This is a genomic window from Haladaptatus sp. AB618 (assembly GCF_024136965.1).
GTDB lineage: Archaea > Halobacteriota > Halobacteria > Halobacteriales > Haladaptataceae > Haladaptatus.
The window spans coordinates 505,827-523,420 of sequence record NZ_JAMYJX010000002.1 but is presented as its reverse complement, the minus strand read 5'-3'; the positions used below and the strand labels follow the sequence as shown (position 1 = coordinate 523,420).

Below are 17,594 nucleotides of genomic sequence, written 5' to 3'. Positions count from 1 at the left end.
TGACGTGACCGAGGGCAGACACTTTAAGTTGTAAGCAAGAAGACCCAGTATCGAATGAATCCGTCCTCCCGTCGGACGTTCCTCGCGACAGTCGGTGTGAGCGCGCTCGCTGGCTGTAGCGCGCTCCGAGGAAGCAGTTCCGACGACGCGCCACCCGACTATCTCTCCGGACACGTCGTTTCGCTCGCTGATGGTGTCGAACTGCCGGATGTCAGCGGATTGGACGAGCAGGACGACCCGGCCGACGCCGACATCGCCCTCTTCCCGGCGAAAGAAGTGAGCGAAGACGATGCTGCCCGAGCACTGGCTATCGGAACGCCAGTCGCCTTCGTCGGAGACGGCGCTCCGTTGCAGTCACAGCGGACCTGCACAGCGACGGGAAAGCGGTACGGAATCCCCGGTGACGGGTGGGGAAGTGGCGAACTCATCTCGGCCATCGTTCCCGCGGACGGGAGACTCGACACCCAACGGTTCATGAACATCGAACTCCCCGACGATGTACCGTGGGCGGTCAACGAGATACTGACCGGCCATCCCCCTGATTCCGACGTTTCGGTAAACGGCATTTCACACGCCGATTCGGCAACCGAGTTGGGAAGGACACGGATCAGAGGACGAACTCAGGTCGGCGCGTTCGACCGCTGGAAGCGTGCTACCGCCGTTCTCGATGGCTCGCCGCCGCACGCCATCGTGGACACCGTGGCGACCATCGAGTCGGGAAGGGAAGTCGCAGGACACAACATCGAAGCGGGCTACCACGCCGACCGAGTCAAAGTCGTGTCCGAATTCGACGAGGAACTCGAATCGACGGTACCGGACACAGGGGAAACCGATTCGCTCACCATCAGCGAGACAGAGCGACCGAAAAGGGGGTCGGTAACGCACAGTTTCGAGCCGAGGACCGACGACGCCCGGAAGTCGTTCACCGTCGCCACCCGGTCACGGATCCACCTCGATTCGTTCTCGTACCCCTTCGACATCCACCAGAACGTCCGTTTCAACTGGCGCAAACCGGGACTGCTCCACGACGAAACGTGGACACAGCACACGCCCGGGCGGTCGCTGTGGGACCGGGGAAAATAGATCGTCGAAAATAGACCGTCCAAAACGGCGTGACCGTCCCTTATTCCTCTCGCTCGCCGACCTTCACCAACTGCTTGCCGATGTTCTCGCCCTCGAAGAGGCCGAGGAAAGCGTCGGGGGCGTTCTCCAAGCCCTCGGTGACCGTCTCGCGGTACTCGATCTTGCCCTCGGAAATCCACTGACCGAGTTGTTTCGCACCTTCCGCAAAGCGCGGCGCGAAGTCGCCGACGAGGAGGCCCTCGACGGTCGCACGTGTCTCGATGAGTTTGCCGAGTTTGCGCGGGCCGGTCGGCATGGAGGTGGCGTTGTACAGCGCGATCTGGCCGCAGACGGCGACGCGTGCATCGACGTTGAGTCGGGCGAAGACGGAATCCGTGATCTCGCCGCCGACGTTGTCGAAGTAGCGGTCCACACCTTCGGGTGCGGCCTCGTCCAGCGCTTCGCCGTAGTCGTCCACGTCCTTGTAGTTGATTCCCACGTCGAAGCCGAGGTCGTCTTCGAGGAAGGAGACCTTCTCGTCGGATCCGGCAAAACCGACGACCTTCGCGCCGGAGAGTTTGGAGATTTGGCCGACGACGGAACCGACCGCTCCGGCCGCACCCGTCACGACGACCGTATCGCCCGCTCTGGGTTGGAGCACTTCTCTGGTCCCGAAGTAACCCGTCAGACCGGGCATGCCGAGGACGCCGAGCGAAGTGGAGATGGGTGCGAGGTCGGGATTGACCTGCTGGAGTTCCGGCCCGAGGGCGGTGACGTAGTCGGCCCATTCGAGGTTGCCGGTGACGATGTCGCCCTCTTCGAACTCCGTGCCGTTGGATTCGACGACTTCGCCGACGACGCCGCCCTCCAGTGGCTCGCCGACTTCCCACGGTTCGGCGTAGGACTCCCCGGCGTCCATCCGGCCGCGCATGTAGGGGTCCACGGAGAGATACAGCGTCCGGACGAGCGCCTCGCCGGGGCCGGGTTCCGGTACGTCCTCTTCGACCAGTTCGAACGTGTCATCGTCGGGCGTTCCCGTCGGTCGCTGCGACAGCAGGAATTTTCGATTAGTCGCCATACAGGAGAATACAAGATACACGGATAAGGGGCCTGTGGCGGAAGCCGCCCTTGCCGGTATGAGAGTGGTGCTCAAAATCAAATACGGCTCGGCGTTTCATACGGGTGACTAAACACTGATGATCGAGCGTATGGAGGTGTGAAACGACGGTTTTACAGGGAGAGGAGGAGCGAGACGACCATAACGACGACGCCGAACGAGATGTGGCCGACCATCGCCGATTCGAGGCTCTCGCCCCAGTAGAGCCACCCCAAGCCGACGCCGATGACCGCATTGGTGAGAACGATCTGCACGAGAAGGGCGGGGGCCACCGACGAGAACGCGACCATCGCGAGGAGATGACCCAGACCGAACACGAGCGCCGAAATGCCGATCGCCGTCCACATGACGCGGGACGACGGCCGTTTTCCGCCCGCGAGCTTCCAGCAGCCCCACACGACGAGCGTCATGAACCCGTATCGAAGGAACAGTTCCTCCGTGATCCCGCCATAGAGAAACCGGTTGGAAACGGTTTCCAGGACCGAGAAGACGGTCGGATCACCCATCGGTCTCACGACGAGGGGCGAGAGACCGGGTACGAGGACCGTGAACAGTCCGTCGAGGGCAATGGCGATGACGGCGACACCGACGCCGACGCCGATGGCAGCGGGGAGTTCCTCGCCGAACAGAACCGGCGGTTGGGTTCTCCCGACGATTCGGTAGAGAACGTGCGAGTTGAGCCTCGTGCGCGGCGCGAGAGCCGTCCCGACGAGGCAGGAGAGCGCGAGCAGCAGGAGGGGCTGGGTGACGATGAGGAGGAACAGAGCAGGGGTCGATGCTCCCGCGAACTGTGGGAGGGAACGCAGTGACCCGAGCAACGACACGCCGACGACGACGACGCCGGGCAGTCCGAGTACGAACATCGTCACGACCCCTTTGACGAACGAACTCTGCCGCGCCCGTTCCGCTGTCGAGGGGGTTTGCATACCGGCCGCCGCGCACCCGAGTGGCAAAAAAGATTCGAGTGACGACGGACGGACTCGGTAGGCTGAGATATCGAATATCAGTCATCCGTGGCCGAAAAGGGATGCCCGATGCGGGTTCGTGATTCCGTCGAACCACGGATTTATAGCTCGATGCGACTACGTGGAACCATGAGCGGCCTCTCGCTTGACGCGACACAACTCGACCGCTACTCCCGGCACATCATCATGGACGAGGTTGGGTCGAAGGGACAGCAGGCGCTCCTCGACGCACGGGTTCTGGTGATCGGTGCTGGTGGTCTCGGCGCACCGGCCATCGAATATCTCGCGGCGGCCGGTGTCGGCACCATTGGCATCGCGGACGACGACACCGTGGAACGGAGCAACCTCCAGCGACAGGTGATCCACGGGGACGACGACGTCGGTCGGCCGAAAGTCGAGAGCGCGGCCGACTTCGTGCGCGGTCTGAACCCCGACATCGCCATCGAAACGCACGAGGTTCGCGTCGACCCCGACAACGCCCCCGCGCTCATCGCGGAGTACGACTTCGTCGTGGACGCCAGCGACAACTTCCGGACGCGCTACCTCGTCAACGACGTGTGCACCCTCACGGACACCCCGTTCTCCCACGGCGCGATTTACAAGTTCGAGGGACAGGTGACGACGTTCACGACAGACGGGCCGTGTTATCGCTGTCTCTTCCCGGAATCCCCCCCCGGAAGACGCGGTCGCCGACTGTGCGACGACGGGTGTCCTCGGCGTCCTCCCCGGAACGGTCGGCTGTATTCAGGCGACCGAGACGGTGAAAGCCATCACGGGTACCGGCGAACTCCTCGACGGCCGGATGCTGTTTTACGACGCGATGGACATGAGTTTCGAGGAGGTCGAGTTCCGACGAAACCCTGATTGCCCGGTTTGCGGCGACGACCCCATCGACTCCATCGACGAGGTCGAGTACACCGAATCGTCGTGTGCAGTGCGGGCGAGCTGACAGCACGTATCAAATTGCTAAACGCCGCCATACGCGGCTCTCATGCCACGAGAACCGCAATATTACTTTATATCCTTAGCGGTCGTTTCTATATTCGTAGGTGACTGCAATGGCAACTAAACAACTGAACACCGGAGTAAACACGTTCGAGAGCAAAATCGGTGGCGTAACCGTTCACGGCCAGGCACACAGTCTGAGCGCGTGGTTCGTGTTGGCGCTCCGTCTCATGATGGGAGCAGCGTTCCTCGCCGCTGGCTGGGCGAAACTCACGGCGGCGGAGTCGTTCAGCGCGGCGGGGTACCTGACGAACGCGGTTCCGAAGGCCAGCCCCATGCTCGGCGTGTTCCACTGGATGGGCACCACGCCGTGGTTCGTGGACTTCGTGAACGTCGCCGTCCCGTGGGGTGAACTGTTCATCGGTCTCGCCCTCATCGTCGGCGCGTTCGTCCGCCTCGCGGCGTTCTTCGGCGCGTTCATGATGCTGATGTTCTACTTCGGCAACTGGACCGTCGAACACGGAATCATCAACGGCGACTTCGCGTACATGCTCGTCTTCCTCGCCGTCGCGGCGTTCGGGGCGGGCCACATCCTCGGACTGGACGCACGCATCGAGCGCTACGAAGTGGACGGCAAACCGCTGGTCGAGAAGTACCCCGCCCTCCAGTACATCCTCGGCTGAGCTATTTTTCTTGGACTCAGATTTCGTACACGAAATAAATACAACCGAGGCGACACAAGGGTGGCGTATGGAACACAGCTTATCTCCGTACGAAGTGGTCCTCTTCGTAGGAATTCTCGCGGCAGTTGTCGTGAGCGGCAACCTCCTCCTCGGAATCGTAGCCGCCGTCTTGCTTCGTATTCTGAGCGTCCTGCTCGATATCCGAAACTCCCTTTCGACGCTCTCGGAACGGGAAGTCCTCGAAAGCTGATTTTCCGCACCTGTCGGTTCTCGCCTTCCCGATTTTCACGGCACTGTTTTCCCGAATGGCGATGATACAACAACTATGGAATCAGGGGACGAAGACTCGGACGACGCAGACCCGGGCAACGTGGACCTGGACGACGTCGAACGCTGGCGTGCCAACTGGCAGGACGAGGTGGACGGGGCGGCGCTGTACCGGGCGATGGCCGAGGGGGAATCGAACCCCGAACTCGCCGAACTGTACGAGAATTTGGCGAAGACGGAAGGAGAGCACGCGGATTTCTGGGCGGCGAAGCTGGACGAAGCGGGCAAGCCCGTCGGTCTGCCCGCACCGAGTCGCCGCGCACGGACCCTCTCGTGGTTGGCGCGGCGGTTCGGCGCGAACGTCGTCCTCCCGGCGGTTCGCGGGAGCGAAATCGGCGGGGGCGTAGAGTATCACTTACAACCCGACGCGGATCCATCGCTCGCGGAGGACGAACGCTCGCACGCCCGTCTCCTCGCGAACCTGGATACGTCGGGTGGCGTGGAGGGCGGAACCTTGGCGCGACTCGAAGGCAGACATCGGGCGACCAGCGGGAACGCACTGCGCGCCGCCGTGCTCGGCGCGAACGACGGACTCGTCTCGAACTTGAGTCTGGTGATGGGCGTCGCCGGAGCGGCGCTGTCGGCGAACTCGATCCTCATCACGGGGCTCGCGGGGCTGCTGGCGGGTGCCGGGTCGATGGCGATGGGCGAGTGGCTCTCGGTGACGAGTTCGCGCGAACTGTACCAGCGCCAGATTTCGGTCGAGGCGGACGAACTCGCGGAAGTACCGGAGGAGGAGGAAGCCGAGCTCGCGCTGATCTATCGGGCGAAAGGGCTGTCGCAGGAACAGGCGGACGAACTCGCCGCACAGATCATCGCCGACCGCGAGACGGCGCTCGACACGCTCGCACGGGAGGAACTCGGCATCGACCCCGAAGGACTCGGCGGGTCCGCGTGGGAGGCCGCGGGGTCGTCGTTCGTCCTGTTCGCGCTCGGTGCAATCGTTCCGGTCGCACCGTTCGCCCTCTTCACCGGACTCACGGCAGTCGGAGCCAGCCTGCTCGCCAGCGCGGTTGCGCTGTTCGCCATCGGGGCAGGGATCACGCTCCTGACCGGCCGAAGTATCTGGCACTCGGGCGGGCGACAGGTGCTCATCGGGCTCGCGGCGGCCCTCCTGACCTTCGGCGTGGGGCGGCTCATCGGGGTGACGATCGCGGGGTGAGCGGACGAAACGCGTCGTCGTACTCCCACTCGTCGCGAAGCGCTCGCCACACCGACCGCCGTGCGGCGGGAATCGACAGCAACCGAGCCGCCAGCGACGGATGCGAGAGCAGGCGGGCCAGCGCCCGCGACGGGTGTCGGTCGATGTCTTCGATGTCGATACCCGAAGCGGCCGAGAGCAGGTCGGCCAGTAGGTCGGGTCGTCCTTCGGCCAACACGGTCGTGGCGAGCGACGCGAGCAGGTATTCGGCCCGCATTCCGCGGTGGAGTCGGTCGGGATACTCGGCCAGTTCCCCTTCGGCGACACACTCCGCGAGCAGGGTGGCCGAGTGGATCGCCTGCGAGATTCCCTTTCCGGTGAAGCGGTTCGCGATTCCGGCGGCGTCACCGACGCGGACCACGTTCGCTCGGGGGTGAATCCGTTCCGGGTCGAGACTCGGCCCGCGCGGGATGATCGCGACGTTCGTTTCGTCTCGCGTGGGTTTCGGCCAGCCGTTTCGGTCACAGGCGTCGTGAAGCGCCGCAAAGTAGTCGTCCGGCACGTCGCGTTCGTGCCACCCGACGCCGACGTTGGCCCGCGTTTCGGTCTTCGGAAACAGCCATCCGTAGCCGAGGTACCCCTCGAAGACGATGCGCGAACGGGGATACACGGCCGAGAAATCGCCCGTCACGTCGGCGTTGAGCGCGACCATCCGTCCCGAATACTCGTCGGTCGTGCCGTCGGCTTTGCTCGCGAGTGAGGGCTGACCCGTGGCGTCCACCACCAAGTAGTACTCGTCCGCCAACTCACGAAATTCCGCCTTGCTGACGCCGTGATTCGCTCTCAGTTCGACGCCGTGGTCTTCCACCCACTCCGCCCACCGACGCTCGACCGTATTTCGGTCGGTGATGTAGGCATCACGGGCGGAAAACCGACCGCCACCGACGGTTTCAGTTCCGCTACGAACCGCGACCTCGAACGAGGGAACGCGATTCAGAAAGCCGTTTTCGGCCGTCTTCTCAAGCGGGATTTTCGACGCCGCGGTCATCGCCTCGCCGCAATTGACCCGTTTTTCGTCGTAGCACTGGCGCTCGAAGAGGGTCACGTCGTGGCCGAGGCGTCGGAAGGCGGTGGCGGCCGCGAGGCCGCCGACCGCACCGCCGACGACGGCGATATCGCGCCGGTATCGCATACCGTGGCGAATACGACGACCGGGAGCAAAAACCTACTCGACGAGCAAACCGTCCACGAGTCGGGTGAATCGGTCCACCATCCGCTCGGGAACCGACGGCGTGACGGCCGTCAACAGGCGGGCCGTCTCCTCCGGGCGGGTCGGCGCGAGCGTCACGCGATTTCGAACGTCGTGGCGCTTCTCGACGAGGTCCTGTTCTTCGAGGTGGGACACGTGCCATTCGAGCGTGCTGCGCGCGATTCCGAGGTCGTCGGCGAGCGTCGCGGGACGGGCAGTACCCCGCTCCAGCAACGTGACGAGCACGTCACGGGCCGTTTCCCGGCGGAGCAGTGCGAGCGCCGCTCGCTCCCACTCGTCGTACTCCGGTTCGTAATAGTGGGTCTTCCCGTAGAGCTGTTCGCTGACGAGTCTGTCGTCGGTCAGCAACCCCCGAAGGTGGTACTGGACCTGTCCGGGGGCGATGTCGGCCTTCCGGACGAGGTCGTTGAAGTGAATTCCCGGACGGGATTCGACGCATCGGCGTATCCGCGTTCGTGTTTCAGTCATCGTATTTCCTTTTTTCCACAGTTCTGGCGTAGTACACCGCTCCGATGAGCAGGAGCATCATCACGATGTCCAACCCGTGTTCGAACAGGTGATGAGCGTTCGCGGTGAGATAGTTCGCCATCGTCAGTCCACCGACGAGTTCGCGGCCTGCGAGGGCCGCGAACGCGAGCGCGATCAGCAGATACGGAAGCGAACGTCGTTGGCGAAATGCCGCGAGCGCCAGCAGAAAGATGGCCGCCGACCCGAGTCCCGCGACTGCGAGCACGACGTGGAGCGCGACGCTCCCCCCTTGGGTAACGACGTGAAGCGGGTACAGCGGCACCATCTGGCGTCGAGTTCGTTCCCGAGACACCTGAGGGATTCGATTCACGGACGAAGGGGCAACCGCTTCCGGGGCCATCCGCTTTTAACGGTTCACCGCACAACGTACGGCCATGAGCGAAGCACACGCGAGCGAGGAACTCGTCGTCTACTCCGATTACGTCTGTCCGTTCTGCTATCTGGGCCGACGATCGCTGGAGCGGTATCGGGAGACGCGGGAGGAACCGCTCCCGTTCGACTGGCATCCGTTCGACCTCCGAAGCGGGAAGCGAAATCCCGACGGAACCATCGACACGGCCGCGGACGACGGGAAGGGCGACGAGTACTACGAACAGGCGCGGGAGAACGTGCGACGGTTGCAGGAGAAATACGGGGTCGAGATGGCACAGGAGATAGCGGCCGACGTCGATTCGCTCCCCGCGCAGGTCGCCTCCTACTACGTCAAAACCGAGCACCCCGACCGATGGCTCGACTTCGACGAAGCCATCTTCGCCGCACTCTGGCAGGACGGTCTCGACATCGGGGATACGACCGTTCTCACCGATCTCGCCACGGATGTCGGACTCGATGGCGACGAGATTCGGGACGCGATCGGCGACGACGAACTCCGCGCGGAACTCGACGAACTGTTCACGGACGCACAGCAGCAGGGCATCACGGGCGTTCCGACGTTCATCTACGACGGATACGTGGCCCGCGGCGCGGTTCCGCCGGAGCAACTGGAACGACTCGTTGACGGCGTCGAATAAATCAACCACCTCACGTCGCGATTACAGCAGTTTTACCTGTCCCGCCCGGCCTCGTGAACGGTAGATGGCAGGACGGTTCGCACTCGACATCGAGACGGTGAGTCCGACGCTCGAACGGTACGAGACACCGCCGGAGTTCGACGATCCAAGATATTTCGAGCTACTCGCGGTCGCCCTCGGTCACGAATCACCGGACGGCGACCGTGAAGCGGCGGTGCTGTTTCGGGAGGGAGAAACGCCCGCCAGCGAACTGGATCTGGTGGCGCGAACGCTCGACTGGTTCGCCAGACGGGACGGAACCGAAGTGGTCACCTACGGCGGGGAGACGTTCGACGTGCCGCAGTTGGTGGGACGGGCGAAGGCCGCGGAATCGGCGGACGCGGGGAGAGCAGAAACGGGGGTCGTCGAGCGGTTGCGTTCCCTGCTCGAATCCGAACTGACGCACGTCGACCTGCGCCGTCCGGCGTGGGACGCCTTCGGCGACTACACGCGACTGGAAGACGCCTGTCGAAACGTCGATGTGGACCCCGACGACACGTACTGGCAGGAGTACGACCACGGGGTAGACCTCGACGAACTGCGACCCGAGAAGTTCCGGGGCTTCGGGAAGGTCATCAACAAGGACGTCCCGGTGTTCGGCGAGCGGTACCTCGCGCTCGCGGAGGTCGGCGCGACGGAGACCCTGACGTTCCGCTCGCTTCACGAACTGCTGGATCACTACAGTCGGGAGGACGTGCTCCATCTGTTCGACCTCGCCGACGCCCGTCCGTTTCGGGACGTGTGATTCTATCTGCGGCCGTTCGCTGTCCTCAAAGATCGACGGACGCCACTATCTCGTGTTCTTCCCCCGCGGCCGGTGGCCGAGTAATCGTGATATCGTCCACCGTGAATTCCCACTCGAAGTCGTACTCCAGCAGGAACCCGACGACGTCACGAGTTCGCTCGTCGTCGAGACCGAGTGCAAAGCCCACGTGTGGGAACCATCTCTGTGGTTCGTAAAACGGCACCGGTGCGGTTCCCAACCCCTCCACCGCCCGAACGATGTCGGCGTGGAGTGCCGTGATCTGGGGGGATTTCGCGACCGGGAGCCAGACGTGATTCCCGGGAAAGATGCCGATACCGTCCGTATGAACCGATAACGGGGAATATTCCTCCGCGGCCTCCGCAACGGCGGCTTCGACGGTTGCGATATCGACCTCGTCGTCCAGGGCGTACAGGGTAAAGTGCGGAAACGGGTTGGGATACCGGTCGATTCCGAATTCGGCTATCAACTCGTCCCAAATCGATTCGACGGTGCTGAAATACAGGTCAGGGAGCGTTGGTCCGATTATTGTAGTCACGATTCGTACTTTTCAGATAGCGATAAGAATATTCCCACGATAGTCCGAGCGACAACTCACGCACCGACCATCGCTTGCACCAATGGGAGGTTCCGTCCCCTCGTTTCCCGTTCGACCTCGAACGTTCCGCCTACCGAGGCGTATAGGATAGTGGGACAACGCGACGGAAGCCCTCGACTGAGCGTCGTTATCCGCCTTCCATCCCGACCGTCTTCGGGTGGGGTTCGTTTTCGTCCTCGGCCATGCCGAGGTACAGCGCGGAGTTGACCAGTCCGACGTGGCTGAACGCCTGTGGGTAGTTGCCCAACTGCTGACCCGTCTCGGGGTCGATTTCCTCCGCGAGCAGACCGAGCGGACTCGCGTACGAGCAGACCGACTCGAACACCTCACGGGCCTCCTCGACGCGTCCCGACTGGGCCAACGCGGACACCAACCAGAACGAACAGATGACGAACGCACCCTCATCACCCGGGAGGCCGTCCTCGGCGTCGTAGCGCTTCACGAGACCGTCGGTTTCGAGGCGGTCGCGGATGGCGTCGATGGTGTTCTGTACTTTCTCGTCGTCGAACGGGAGGAACCCGACGACGGGAATCAGCAACGCCGTCGCGTCGAGCGCGTCCGTGTCGTAGGCTTGGGTGAAGCTCCCGACCTCGTCGTCGTAGCCGTGTTCGAGCACGTCGCCACGGATCATATCACGCGTCTCCTGCCACTTCTCGGTAGGCGCGTCGAATCCCCACTCGTCGGCGATTCGCAGGCCGCGGTCGAGCGCGACCCAACACATCACCTTGGAGTGGACGAACTGGTCCGGGCCGCCACGAACCTCCCAGATTCCGGCGTCCGGTTTGTCCCACACGTCACAGACGTGCTCGACGATACGGCGAATCGCCTCCCAGTCGTCCGGGTCGAAATCACCGCCGTCCGAGGTTTCGAATATCGCCAGGAGGAGTTCGCCGAAGACGTCGAGTTGTCGCTGGTCCTTGGCCCCGTTACCGACGCGAACCGGCGTCGAACCGCGATACCCCGCGAGATAATCGAGCGTCTTCTCCGATAGGTCTGGGTCGCCGTGAAGTCCGTACAGTGGCTGTATTTTGGTCGGATGCTCGGACTGACTGAGGCCGAGGAACCAATCGAAGTACGCTTCGGCCTCGTCGGTGTGTCCGAGGTTGGCCAGCGCCTGAATCGTGAACGCCGCATCACGGATCCAGTTGTAGCGATAATCCCAGTTTCGGACGCCGCCGACGTTCTCCGGAAGCGAGGTCGTCGGCGCGGCACAAATCGCCCCCGTCTTGCGGTGGGTGAGCAGTTTGAGTACCAATCCGGACCGGACGGCGAGGTCGTGGGAGTCCTCGCCGAACACACAGCCATCCGGGCAGTCGTGTGCCCAGTCGCGCCAGAACTCGGACGTTCGGTTCAGTTCCGCTTCACAGTCCTCGGTGTTCGCAATGCTCTTCTCGTTGAACGCCAGGACGAACCACGTCGATTCGTCCTCGCCGACGGACCAGACCGCGCTACCGCCTCCACCATCCACTTCGACATCGATTCCCCCGCTGAGGAACGCGAAGTGGTCGTCGTCGTGGCCGGGAAGATCCCCATCGTCGCCATCGTCGTCCCCGCTCGTGATTCGAATACCGTCGTCCTCGGGCGTCAGATTCGTCTCACCGTGCGCGTAGTCGAGTTGGGGGCTGAACGTCAGTTCGAGTTCGACATCGCCCTCGATGCCTTCGACCTTCCGGTACACCGCCCGCTCCATACCGTCGTTACGGACGGGCATGAAGTCCGTGACCCGAACACGGCCGGATTCGGTCTCGAACGTCGTCCGTAACACGTTCGTCGAATCGAGATACGACTGCTCCGACTCGAACGCGAGCATGGGCTGTATTCGCCAGTGCCCGCCCTTCTGTGCGTCGAGTATGCTGGCGAACACGCTGGGGGATTCGACGTGCGGCATGGGAAGCCACTCGATACCTCCTTCGTCGTTGACCAGCGCACAGGTTTCCAGATTTCCAATAATTCCATACCGCTCGATAGGAAAATATCCCGTCATGGGTGCCTCCCTGCGGAAAACCGCTTCATATCTATAACTCTACGTAGAAGGGAATTGAACCTTTGGGCAGGGAAACATCGATTCGACCGGGAGACGACTAGATTTTTATTCGATGACGGGAGCACACCAGCCCAGTGGGACACCGAGCACTCGTCGCCTACGAGCGACCGGACGGCCGCTACGACCGAGGATACGCACAGTGGGGCGCAACGGACCTCTCGCTACGGCATCGAATCACCGCTGAAACGCCGTTCGCAGGCGGTGGACGAAACGGACGCGCGAACGGAAGGGATGAGCGATGGACGCCAGCCATCGATCCGACGCCGCAAGCGACCGCGCTGACGTTCGAGGACGCCGTTCGGTTCGACTATCGAGCCATCGAGGCGTTCTTCGTCGTTTCGCTTTCGTGGCGCGTCATCGCCTACCTCCCGCTGTGGTTCGGCACCACCATCGACGCGAAATCCGAAGCGGGCGCGCTCATCGAAGTTCACGGCGAAGCCGACGCGAGGGACGCTCGCCGGTGGTTTCGCGCGACCCGAGCCGTCGTCCGGGACATGGTTGGAGGGGACGTGCTCGACGCCGACGACGCCATCGACTACCTCGATTCGCGCGTCACCGAATGGGCGGGTGACCGCCGGGAGGTGGTTTTCACGCGTTGATGGCAATCGGTTTTTATCCGCCTACCGTCTACCATCCGCCAGTGACGCAGACGAACGAGGAGAACGCACCCGATACGCTCCTGACACCGACGCACGAAGCGGCGCTGGCCCGCATCGAAGCGGCCATCGGGAACGGGGACCTCCTCACCCTGTTCGGCCGCTGTACCGTGGAGTACGACGGTCGCGCCGAGAGCTATCTCGGCCCCGGCGACCGCCTCGTCGTGCTCAAACCCGACGGGACGACGCTGGTCCACACCGAGGAAGGACAGAAACCCGTCAACTGGCAACCGCCGGGCGGAACCGTCTCCGCCGAACTCGCGGATGGCCACCTCCGCGTCGGCAGTCGCAGGGACAGCCCCTCCGAATCGTTGGACGTTCACTTCGAGGAGCTCAGGCAGGTTTCGTCGTTCGACGTTACCGACGCCAAGGAGCTATCGCTCGCCGGAACCGAGGAGGACCTCCGCCAGCGGATTCTGGACGACCCGAACCTCGTGGAGAAAGGGTTCACCCCACTGGCGACCGAGCGCCAGACTGCGGCGGGAGCCATCGACATCTACGGCAAGGACGCGGACGGAATCACGATGGTGGTCGAACTCAAGCGCAAGCGCGTCGGTCCGGACGCGGTCGGCCAACTCCGACGCTACGTGGACGCACTCCATCGGGACCTCCACGCCGGAGCGGAGGTTCGCGGCGTGCTGGTCGCTCCCTCGGTCACCGAACGTGCCCGTAGCATGCTCGCCGAGAGCGGACTCGAATTCGTCTCGTTGGCACCCTGAAAATCAGTCCAACTGCGATTTCAGCCTGTCGAGTAGTTGCAACGCTTCGAGCGGCGTCGTCGCCGCGACGTTGGTTCGTCGGAGTTCGTCCACTACGTCGTTCGAGTCGGACGGCATGGAATCGGCGGCGTTCGTTTCCTCCGTCGTCGGGTCTTCCATCCCGCCGTTCCCCTCCGCCAGTAGCTCCTTCGACCGCTGGATGACCGACTCCGGCACGCCCGCGAGTCCGGCGACTTCGACACCATACGAAGCCATCGTCGCGCCCTCAGAGATGTGGTGTTCGAAGACCACCTCGCCGTCGCGTTCCGTGGCAGCAAAGTGGAGGTTGATGGCGTTCGGCAGGTCGTCGGCGACGTAGGTCAGGTCGTGGTGATGCGTGGCGAACAGCGTCTTCGCCCCGATTTCGTCGTGGACGTGCTCGGTCACCGAGCGGGCGATGGCGAAGCCGTCAGTCGTGCTGGTTCCGCGGCCGACTTCGTCCAGCAGAATCAGCGAGCGGTCGGTGGCGTTCTGCAGGATGTCCGCGAGTTCGGTCATCTCGACCATGAACGTCGAGCGGCCGCCCGCGATGTCGTCGCTCGCGCCGACGCGGGTGAACACGCGGTCCACCAGTTCGAGTCGTGCCTCGTCGGCGGGAACGAAGCTCCCGACCTGTGCGAGAATCGTGATGAGCGCGACCTGCCGCATGTAGGTGGATTTTCCGGCCATATTCGGGCCGGTGATGACCGCCAGCGTGTCGCCCTCGAAACGGGTGTCGTTCGGCACGAACGAGGACTGGGTTCGCTCCACGACGGGGTGGCGACCGTTTCGGATCTCGATGCCGTCCGAAACGATTTCGGGGCGCGAGTAGCCGTGTTTGGCGGCGACCTCCGCCAACCCGACGAGCACGTCGAGTTCGGCCAGCGTCTCGGCGAGCGACTGCACCCGCTCGGACTCCTCGGCGACGGCGTCGCGCACCTCGCGGAAGAGGTCGTACTCCAACTCGTCGGCACGCCCTTCGGCGCGGATGATTTCGTCCTCGCGTTCCTTCAGTTCCGGCGTGTAGAAGCGCTCGGAGTTCTTCAGGGTCTGTCGTCGGGTGTAGTCGTCGGGCACCTTGTCGAGGTTCGGGTCCGTGACTTCGATGTAGTAGCCGTGAACCTGATTGTAGCCGACCTTCAGGGAGCCGATACCCGTTCGCTCGCGTTCGCTCGCTTCGAGGTCGTCGATCCACGCCTTTCCGGAGCGTTCGGTCTCGCGGAGGTCGTCCAGTTCGTCGTCGTAGCCCGACTTGATGACGCCGCCCTCCGTGATTTCGATGGGCGGTTCCTCGGGAATAGCGCGGTCGATTCGGTCGCGCACGTCGGCCATCTCGTCCAGATTCCCGTGGAGGGTACGGAGCTTCGCGGATTCGACGCCCTCCATCGCTGCCGCGATGTCGGGCACCACGTCGAGCGTGGCCTTCAGCGAGCGAAGGTCACGGGCGTTTGCCCGGCCGCGCGAGACGCGGGAGATGAGCCGTTCGATGTCGTAGACGTTCCGGAGGAGTTCGTGGACTTCCTCGCGCGCCTGCACCGTCGTGGTCCACTCCTCGACCGCGTCGAGTCGGTCCTCGATTCGGTCGCGTTCCAGCAAGGGTCGCCGGAGCCAGTCGGTGAGCTTTCGGCTGCCGAGCGCACACGCGGTCTCGTCCAGCACGCCGACGAGCGTGGCTTCGTCCTGTCCGTGAACGGCACGGGGAGAGAACAGTTCGAGGCTCGTGAGTGCAACCGCGTCGAGGAGCATGTACGACCGCGGGTCGTAGCGCGTGAGGTGGTTGAGGTAGTCGAGACGGGACGATCCGTCGTCCGCGTCATCGCCCATTCCCTCGCCGCCGCGGACGTACTCGGCGTACGAGAGCAGCGCGCCGCAGGCGCGAATTTCGGCGTCGGTGGCGAGGAGTCGCTCCGGCGGGCCGAAGTAGTCCGCCACGAGGTCCGTCGCACCGTCGATGTCGAACGTGGCCTCCTCGTAGGTCGTGACCATGCAGTCGGCGTCGAAGACGTCGGATTCGGTAGTTTCGTCCGCGATCGAGGGGGCGACGATTGCCTCCGTCGGGGCGAATCGCTCCACCTCGCTTCGGACCTCGCTCTCGGTTTCGACGGTCGTCGCGTAGAAGTCACCCGTCGAGACGTCGAGGATGGCGAGCCCATAGCCTTCGTCGCGGGAGAGACAGGCGACGAAGTTGTTGTCGTCGCCGTGGAGCAGTTCGTCCTCAGTCAGCGTTCCGGGCGTGACGACGCGGGTGACGGCGCGTTCGACCACGCCGGAGGCGTCCGCCGGGTCCTGTACTTGGTCCGCGACCGCCACGCGATACCCCGCGTCGAGGAGCGCTTCGATGTACGATTCGGCGTTGTCGATGGGAATCCCGGCCATCGGGTACGTCCCCGTGTTGTCCTCGCGTTGCGTGAGCGTGATTTCGAGGATTCTGGAACACTGCTCGGCCGCCTCGCAGAACGTCTCGTAGAAGTCGCCGACCTGAAACAGTACCATCGAATCGTCGTACTGCCGACACAACTCGAAGTACTGACGCATCATCGGCGTCAACTCGTCGCTGTGTTCGGCCATCTTCTCGGGTGCCCCCAGCGCCGCGTCCATGCGAGAAACCCAGTGCCCGCGCGGCAATAAGCTGCCGGAATCTCGGCAAATCCTGGGCTATCGCTCGTCTACGAACGCCACGTCGTACAGGTGGTAGTCCGCCGTGGCGAGTTCGAGCGCCCCGTCCATGTGTTCGCGCACGTCGGGGCGCTCGAAGATGGCTTCGTAGTCGGCTTCGCTCTCCCACTGGGCGTAGTTGACGACGCGTTCGCCGTCCCGACTCCGGTGGAGGTTCGCCGAGACGAAACCGGGGAGGTGGCGCATGGTTTTCTCTGTTGCGTCCGCGAGGAGTTCTACGAGTTCGTCCTGCTTTTCGGGAGACACGGTGAACACGTTGATGAGCGTCGTCAGGTCCGTCGTTTCGTCGATGGTCGTCATGTCGCCGTCCGCTACGCTCACCGTATATTTAAATATTGGCCACATGGCCAACAGCGCGTTCGACGGAGTTCGAGTATCGGTACGGCCTCGAATCACTCGTTCGGCAGGAGGAGGACGGCGACCGCGTCCAGCGTCCGGTCGAGCATGTCGTCGGTGCCGAGCACGTAGTCGGTGGTTCGCGCGTTGTCGATAGCGGTGAGGACGAGGATGGCGGTCCGTTCCGGATCCCGTGGCGGCAACGTGCCGTTCGCTACCGCGTCCGCGATCGCCGTTTCGAGCGCGCTCCGAATTCCTCGGACGTTCGCCTCCAACCGCGTCGCGAACTCGGGATTGTGCGGGGCCTGTGCTCGGAGTTCGAACAGGACACGGTGATACTCCGGTCGCTCTTCCGGCCCGTAGGCGATCCAGTCGATGAGCGCATCGAGGCGCTCTCGGGGCGATGCGTCGTCGTCGATCGTACCCTCGAACTCGTCGAGGAGGGAGTCGAGAAACGCCGAGAGCAGATCGTCTTTCGACTCGTAGTAATAGTGGATGAGGGACCGACTCCCGTCGAACTCCGCGGCGATGCTTCGGAGCGTGAGATCGGCGTACCCGTCCTTGGCCAGTGCACGATACGTGGCATCCATCAGGCTCTCGTACGTGTCGCATGGCGGCGTCCTGTCCGTCGCTGGCATCGGAGTCGAGTTCTCGTTCCGTCGGAAATACCCTTCCGGTCGGTGTCGTCCATCGTCCG

18 protein-coding genes and 1 pseudogene are annotated in these 17,594 nt (G+C 63.5%); 9 read left to right on the top strand and 10 right to left on the bottom strand.

Features of this window, described 5'->3' with window-relative positions; genetic code table 11:
* The first annotated feature begins 54 nt into the window (after positions 1-54).
* Entirely contained in the window at positions 55-1,083 is a 1,029-nt protein-coding gene (locus NKF26_RS09505; protein ID WP_253226490.1) for a hypothetical protein, read from the top strand.
* A gap of 40 nt (positions 1,084-1,123) precedes the next feature.
* Here the strand turns inward: NKF26_RS09505 and NKF26_RS09500 are convergent, their stop codons facing one another.
* Together NKF26_RS09500 and NKF26_RS09495 are read right to left on the bottom strand one after the other, a co-directional pair.
* Entirely contained in the window at positions 1,124-2,140 is a 1,017-nt protein-coding gene (locus NKF26_RS09500; RefSeq protein ID WP_253226491.1) for an NADP-dependent oxidoreductase, read from the bottom strand.
* Positions 2,141-2,292: 152 nt separating this feature from the next.
* Positions 2,293-3,105, bottom strand: coding sequence for a CPBP family intramembrane glutamic endopeptidase (locus NKF26_RS09495; RefSeq protein ID WP_253234221.1), 813 nt, complete (start codon positions 3,103-3,105; stop codon positions 2,293-2,295).
* Positions 3,106-3,273: 168 nt separating this feature from the next.
* Between NKF26_RS09495 and NKF26_RS09490 the strand changes: the two are divergent.
* From NKF26_RS09490 to NKF26_RS09475, 4 genes and pseudogenes are all read left to right on the top strand, one after another.
* Positions 3,274-4,093 (top strand): annotated as a pseudogene (locus tag NKF26_RS09490) (ThiF family adenylyltransferase).
* 109 nt (positions 4,094-4,202) lie between these two features.
* Positions 4,203-4,772: a DoxX family protein gene (locus NKF26_RS09485; RefSeq protein ID WP_253226494.1), complete on the top strand. Its 570-nt coding sequence runs from the start codon at positions 4,203-4,205 to the stop codon at positions 4,770-4,772.
* 67 nt (positions 4,773-4,839) lie between these two features.
* Entirely contained in the window at positions 4,840-5,022 is a 183-nt protein-coding gene (locus NKF26_RS09480) for a hypothetical protein (RefSeq protein WP_253226495.1), read from the top strand.
* 75 nt (positions 5,023-5,097) lie between these two features.
* Positions 5,098-6,261: a VIT1/CCC1 family protein gene (locus NKF26_RS09475; RefSeq protein WP_253226496.1), complete on the top strand. Its 1,164-nt coding sequence runs from the start codon at positions 5,098-5,100 to the stop codon at positions 6,259-6,261.
* Here the strand turns inward: NKF26_RS09475 and NKF26_RS09470 are convergent.
* The 3 genes from NKF26_RS09470 to NKF26_RS09460 are packed head-to-tail and all read right to left on the bottom strand — an operon-like array spanning position 6,236 to position 8,303.
* Positions 6,236-7,432 carry an NAD(P)/FAD-dependent oxidoreductase gene (locus NKF26_RS09470; protein WP_253226497.1) on the bottom strand — a complete coding sequence of 399 codons (1,197 nt, stop codon included), beginning with the start codon at positions 7,430-7,432 and terminating at the stop codon, positions 6,236-6,238. The two genes, NKF26_RS09475 and NKF26_RS09470, sit on opposite strands and share 26 nt — an antisense overlap.
* Positions 7,433-7,465: 33 nt before the next feature.
* Complete coding sequence (locus tag NKF26_RS09465; protein WP_253226498.1) at positions 7,466-7,978, bottom strand: winged helix-turn-helix transcriptional regulator; 513 nt, start codon at positions 7,976-7,978, stop codon at positions 7,466-7,468.
* Positions 7,971-8,303: a hypothetical protein gene (locus NKF26_RS09460; protein WP_253226499.1), complete on the bottom strand. Its 333-nt coding sequence runs from the start codon at positions 8,301-8,303 to the stop codon at positions 7,971-7,973. Before NKF26_RS09460 ends, NKF26_RS09465 begins: the two co-directional genes overlap by 8 nt.
* A gap of 109 nt (positions 8,304-8,412) precedes the next feature.
* Here NKF26_RS09460 and NKF26_RS09455 point away from each other — a divergent pair, with 109 nt between their 5' ends.
* Positions 8,413-9,048, top strand: coding sequence for a DsbA family protein (locus tag NKF26_RS09455; RefSeq protein WP_253226500.1), 636 nt, complete (start codon positions 8,413-8,415; stop codon positions 9,046-9,048).
* A 64-nt stretch (positions 9,049-9,112) separates the two neighbouring features.
* Positions 9,113-9,832, top strand: coding sequence for a hypothetical protein (locus NKF26_RS09450; protein WP_253226501.1), 720 nt, complete (start codon positions 9,113-9,115; stop codon positions 9,830-9,832).
* 25 nt (positions 9,833-9,857) lie between these two features.
* On the opposite strand, the gene NKF26_RS09445 is transcribed toward NKF26_RS09450, so the two are convergent.
* Entirely contained in the window at positions 9,858-10,388 is a 531-nt protein-coding gene (locus NKF26_RS09445; RefSeq protein WP_253226502.1) for a 2'-5' RNA ligase family protein, read from the bottom strand.
* A 187-nt stretch (positions 10,389-10,575) separates the two neighbouring features.
* Positions 10,576-12,432: a glycoside hydrolase family 15 protein gene (locus tag NKF26_RS09440; protein WP_253234220.1), complete on the bottom strand. Its 1,857-nt coding sequence runs from the start codon at positions 12,430-12,432 to the stop codon at positions 10,576-10,578.
* A gap of 134 nt (positions 12,433-12,566) precedes the next feature.
* Between NKF26_RS09440 and NKF26_RS09435 the strand changes: the two genes are divergently transcribed.
* Positions 12,567-13,091 carry a DUF6735 family protein gene (locus NKF26_RS09435; protein ID WP_253226504.1) on the top strand — a complete coding sequence of 175 codons (525 nt, stop codon included), beginning with the start codon at positions 12,567-12,569 and terminating at the stop codon, positions 13,089-13,091.
* A gap of 41 nt (positions 13,092-13,132) precedes the next feature.
* The gene (nucS, locus tag NKF26_RS09430; RefSeq protein ID WP_253226795.1) at positions 13,133-13,867 is read left to right on the top strand and encodes an endonuclease NucS; all 735 of its coding nucleotides are present in this window, start codon (positions 13,133-13,135) and stop codon (positions 13,865-13,867) included.
* 3 nt (positions 13,868-13,870) lie between these two features.
* Here nucS and mutS read toward each other — a convergent pair whose 3' ends face one another.
* The 3 genes from mutS to NKF26_RS09415 all read right to left on the bottom strand — a co-directional run bounded on the left by mutS (position 13,871) and on the right by NKF26_RS09415 (position 17,535).
* Positions 13,871-16,483, bottom strand: a complete 2,613-nt coding sequence (gene mutS, locus NKF26_RS09425; RefSeq protein WP_253234219.1) for a DNA mismatch repair protein MutS — start codon at positions 16,481-16,483, stop codon at positions 13,871-13,873.
* A gap of 57 nt (positions 16,484-16,540) precedes the next feature.
* Positions 16,541-16,882: an antibiotic biosynthesis monooxygenase gene (locus tag NKF26_RS09420; RefSeq protein WP_253234218.1), complete on the bottom strand. Its 342-nt coding sequence runs from the start codon at positions 16,880-16,882 to the stop codon at positions 16,541-16,543.
* Positions 16,883-16,953: 71 nt separating this feature from the next.
* Complete coding sequence (locus tag NKF26_RS09415; protein ID WP_253226507.1) at positions 16,954-17,535, bottom strand: TetR/AcrR family transcriptional regulator; 582 nt, start codon at positions 17,533-17,535, stop codon at positions 16,954-16,956.
* Positions 17,536-17,594 lie beyond the last annotated feature (59 nt).